4 protein-coding genes and 4 tRNA genes are annotated in these 4,608 nt (G+C 46.5%); 1 reads left to right on the top strand and 7 read right to left on the bottom strand.

Annotated elements, in window-relative coordinates; translation table 11 throughout:
• From B3Z23_RS02405 to B3Z23_RS02385, 5 genes are all read right to left on the bottom strand, one after another.
• On the bottom strand, positions 1–105 hold a 105-nt coding region (locus tag B3Z23_RS02405; RefSeq protein ID WP_294901108.1), incomplete at its 3' end, for a GTP-binding protein.
• A 124-nt stretch (positions 106–229) separates the two neighbouring features.
• A tRNA-Thr gene (locus B3Z23_RS02400) sits at positions 230–305 on the bottom strand.
• Between the two features lie 5 nt (positions 306–310).
• A tRNA-Gly gene (locus tag B3Z23_RS02395) sits at positions 311–385 on the bottom strand.
• A gap of 191 nt (positions 386–576) precedes the next feature.
• Positions 577–661, bottom strand: a tRNA-Tyr gene (locus tag B3Z23_RS02390).
• A gap of 9 nt (positions 662–670) precedes the next feature.
• A tRNA-Thr gene (locus tag B3Z23_RS02385) sits at positions 671–746 on the bottom strand.
• Between the two features lie 553 nt (positions 747–1,299).
• Here B3Z23_RS02385 and coaA point away from each other — a divergent pair.
• A complete protein-coding gene (gene coaA, locus B3Z23_RS02380; protein WP_294901105.1) occupies positions 1,300–2,253 on the top strand; it encodes a type I pantothenate kinase in 954 nt (317 codons plus the stop codon).
• Positions 2,254–2,312: 59 nt separating this feature from the next.
• Here coaA and birA read toward each other — a convergent pair whose 3' ends face one another.
• Positions 2,313–3,275, bottom strand: a complete 963-nt coding sequence (birA, locus tag B3Z23_RS02375; RefSeq protein ID WP_294901102.1) for a bifunctional biotin--[acetyl-CoA-carboxylase] ligase/biotin operon repressor BirA — start codon at positions 3,273–3,275, stop codon at positions 2,313–2,315.
• Positions 3,272–4,309, bottom strand: coding sequence for a UDP-N-acetylmuramate dehydrogenase (gene murB, locus B3Z23_RS02370; protein WP_294901099.1), 1,038 nt, complete (start codon positions 4,307–4,309; stop codon positions 3,272–3,274). Before murB ends, birA begins: the two co-directional genes overlap by 4 nt.
• Positions 4,310–4,608: the final 299 nt, after the last annotated feature.

The following is a 4,608-nucleotide window of genomic DNA, read 5'->3' as shown; positions in this document are numbered from 1 at the left end:
TACGGTAGTAATTGCAGCAGTCAGAGTGGTTTTACCGTGGTCAACGTGGCCGATAGTACCGACGTTAACGTGTGGTTTGTTACGTTGAAATTGCTCTTTAGCCATTAGATAATAACCCTTTTAAAACACGGATAAGTCGGTGATATGATCACATCAACCAGGTGTTTGATTGCCTGATAAAAAATGAATTTATTAGATAACAGAAATTTCAGGGAGGAGATATAAGAAGTGGTGCTGATACCCAGAGTCGAACTGGGGACCTCACCCTTACCAAGGGTGCGCTCTACCAACTGAGCCATATCAGCACATCTGGAGCGGGCAGCGGGAATCGAACCCGCATCATCAGCTTGGAAGGCTGAGGTAATAGCCATTATACGATGCCCGCATCCTGGAACTCTGCTACCTGATATTTCTGTAGCTTTTGAATAATAAGATGGCTCTCTTATTATTCGAGTCTGCCAGATAAACTGACCGACTTTCGACCAATACAACCGGTCTACACTCGGGGTGACTCTACTGCTTCACCAGGCTGTGATAGCACTTTGCTTCACACCCACTCAATAAACAACATTGAGATGGTGGTGGGAGAAGGATTCGAACCTTCGAAGTCTGTGACGGCAGATTTACAGTCTGCTCCCTTTGGCCGCTCGGGAATCCCACCTTAACTTGATGGTGCCGACTACCGGAATCGAACTGGTGACCTACTGATTACAAGTCAGTTGCTCTACCTACTGAGCTAAGTCGGCATCAAGTTGAGGCGCATTTTAGGGGGCACCGCGTCAGGATGCAACAACAAATTTTAATTTTTTTTCTCTTCGCTTACTATTCACCCAAAATGGGGGTTTTCGCGGCATAACTGTTTAAATCAGCAACAAATAATGGTGGTATTTTATCCGCCAGACTGCAGAACATGTTGGCCCGGCCACCGTTCCTTATGTTGAACGCCCTCCTTTTGACTGGCAGCCGTGACAACATTTTTTAGAAAATAAGCGTTTAATTTGCTTTTCTCGTTGCGACTGTTCAAAAATAACACAACCCACCGGATGAAAATCTCTACTCACTGACAAATTCGCTGTGTGCCGTAGCTTCAAAAATGCCTGGTAATATCTGATTGCCCGGGCTGGCACGCAAAAAAATCGTGGCGTGACATCTTTTACTTTTTACTGATGCCCAACTGGTGTTAACCTCCAGCCTGATATTTTATGACTATTACATTTCACCACGGTTCTGCTGCCAATTAATGGCATTCAACCGGTACCGGTGATGAACCGAATCACTCTGTCGTCAGATGCCTGAATTATGAATAAAAACAATTTGTCACTGGCCACCTCTCCCTACCTACAGTTCACTCGTGAACAATGGGCGACCCTGCGTGACTCGGTGCCTATGACATTAACCGGCCAGGATATTGCCCGGCTGAAAGGCATAAATGAAGACCTGTCACTTGAAGAAGTGGCTGAGATTTATTTACCCTTATCCCGTTTACTGAATTTCTACATCAGTTCCAACCTGCGTCGTCAGGCTGTACTCGAGCAGTTCCTCGGCAAAAATGAGCAGAAAATTCCTTATATCATTAGTATTGCGGGAAGTGTGGCTGTTGGGAAAAGTACTACGGCCCGTGTGTTGCAGGCTCTGCTCAGTCGCTGGCCCGAGCATCGGAAAGTGGAACTGATCACCACCGACGGTTTTCTGCATCCAAATGCTGTGCTCAAAGAACGGGGGTTAATGAAACGCAAGGGATTCCCTGAATCTTATGATATGCATAAGTTAGTGCGTTTCGTTTCCGATCTTAAATCCGGAGAGCAGCAGGTGACAGCACCGGTTTATTCTCATCTCATTTATGACGTGATACCGGATGGCGATAAACAAATTTCACAGCCTGATATTCTGATTCTGGAAGGACTGAATGTTCTGCAGAGTGGTATGGATTATCCGCACGATCCTCATCGTGTCTTCGTTTCAGACTTCGTCGATTTTTCAATCTATGTGGATGCCCCGGAACAACTACTGGAACGCTGGTATATCAACCGTTTCCTGAAATTCCGTGAAGGGGCATTTACCGATCCCGACTCTTACTTCCACCATTATGCAAAATTACCGGTTTCAGAAGCGACTGAAATTGCCGGAAACTTATGGCGGGAGATTAACTGGGAGAACCTGAAGCAGAATATTTTGCCCACCCGTGAGCGAGCCAGTCTGATACTAACTAAAAGTGAAGATCATGCTGTTGATGCGGTTCGTTTACGAAAATAATCCGCTTTACACCGGTTACGGTCAGAATTGCTCTGACCGTAATTTCAATCAATTATACCTTACTGCGCCCGTAACGATATCTCGCCGCCCACCCAGGGTTTTATCTGTCCATCCTGTTCCAGTAACAGTCCGCCGCGGCTGTCAATTCCTCTGGCGATACCGTGGACTTCCTGTTCTCCAATAATTAGCTTCACAGGCCGGTGAATAAAATTATCCAGAGTTGCCCAGCGACTGACAAAGGGTGTCAGACCTTCGGTTTCAAACAATTGCAATGCTGAACGCAACGTATTAATCAGTTCAGCTGTGAGAGCATTGCGATCAATATCAATTCCCGCCTCCTGCAAACTGATCCACTGCTGCCCCACTACGCTATCGTCTACCTGACGCATTATCAGATTTATACCGGCACCGATCACAATATGCGCAACATCACCCGTTTTACCGTTCAGTTCTACCAGAATACCGGCAAGTTTTTTATCGTTCAGGTAAAGGTCATTAGGCCATTTAACCCGAACATCTTTTGCCCCCAGAGACTGCAGAGCTTCTGCCATGACAATCCCTACCACCAGGCTCAGCCCCATTGCAGCTGCGGGGCCCTGCTCCAGCCGCCAGTACATAGACATGTATAAATTGGCACCGAAAGGAGAAAACCACTGTCGTCCCCGTCTGCCGCGACCAGATTGTTGGTATTCAGCAATACAGGTATCGCCGGGATAAAGCGAAGTCATCCGGTCCATTAAAAACTGATTAGTCGAATCAATAACCGGTATAACACTCACTTCACCACTGCCTGTGACATTCTGGCGGATCACTTCTGCATCCAGCAATTGCAACGGTACAGCAAGGCAATACCCTTTCCCGGTGACGGTATAGATGTCCAGTCCCCAACTTTTCAGAGTATGAATATGCTGATTTATCGCTGCTCTGCTCATGCCGCAAATCTCGCCCAGTTGTTCACCTGAGTGAAACTCACCGTCTGCAAGTATCGCTGCGACTTTTAACGGTACTGTGTAATCTTTCATGATATCGCTCCGACCGCATCGCATTCCCCGAGTGCATCAATGAATCTCACTTCAGGCTCCAGCCACACATTAAATTTTTTACCGACTGTTTGCCGCACATATCCCGCCAGGCTGACAATATCCTGCGGTTGGGCATGGCTGTGGTTAATCAGTACCAGTGCCTGCATACGATGAACCGCTGCACCACCAATTTGATAACCCTTCAACTGGCATTGATCTATCAGCCAGCCTGCAGCAAGTTTCATTCTGCCATCCGGTTGCGGATAATGAGGTATCGAGGGGTAATCTTCCAGCAAATGTCGTCCTTGTTCCGCAGTAATCAGAGGGTTTTTAAAGAAACTGCCCACGTTTCCCTGGATAGCAGGGTCCGGCAATTTGCTTTTCCGCATACTGCAAACCGCATCAAATACCTCTGATGGCGTAACTTTCTCTGCATCCAGACGAACGAGATCTCCGTAGGTGAGTACTGGTCGCCATTGTTTACTGAGTCGAAGTCCCACAGCAGTCACTGCATAACCTTCACAATATTGATGTTTAAAGATACTGTCTCTGTAACCAAACAGACATTCTGCGGTATTTAACCTAAATGTTTCTCCGCTACGCAGGTTCAGGACATCCACATAGTGGCATACATCTTTGAACTCTATTCCGTAAGCACCGATATTCTGAATCGGGGCTGAGCCGGCGACTCCCGGGATTAAGGCCAGATTTTCCAGTCCTGGAATATTGTGTTGCAGGCAGTATTGCACCAGTTCGTGCCAGTTTTCACCAGCACCCACATGTAAATCATAGCCAGTGTGATGCCCTTTGACGGTAATACCTTTGATCTGATTTACCGCGACTATTCCTTTAAAATCATCAAGAAATAATACGTTACTTCCACCACCCAATAACAGAAACGGTTTTCCCAGAGCCTGACTATGCTGCCAGGCCTGCAGTAATTCTTCTGCTGTTGCTGCAAGAACGATTTCGTCAGCACTGATCTCAAGGCCCAGTGTATTGAAAGGTTTGAGTGAATGAGTAGGGCTCAACATATCCTGACCTTAACAAAATAATTAGGTTGTTAGTTTACCCGATTCAGGCAACAGATAGATGCTTTTCAGACAAGTTACACAGCCGGAAGCTCAGATTAGACGTTGATTTACCCGGTTTACACTAATGAACATTATTCCATCCGTATAAACAATACTGGCAGCGATTATTTTGTGGAATAGTATTTTGATCTTTGTTCTGGCAGAACAAATGCAAAAAGGCCATCCGCCAGGATGGCCTTTTTGTCTTATCGGATCCCTGGCAGTTCCCTACTCTCGCATGGGGAGACCCCACACTACCA

The sequence above is a fragment of the Tatumella sp. UBA2305 genome, from assembly GCF_002345795.1.
GTDB classification, from domain to species: domain Bacteria; phylum Pseudomonadota; class Gammaproteobacteria; order Enterobacterales; family Enterobacteriaceae; genus Tatumella; species Tatumella morbirosei.
The sequence above is the reverse complement of the archived record's forward strand: the minus strand, read 5'-3'. Positions and strand labels throughout refer to the sequence as shown.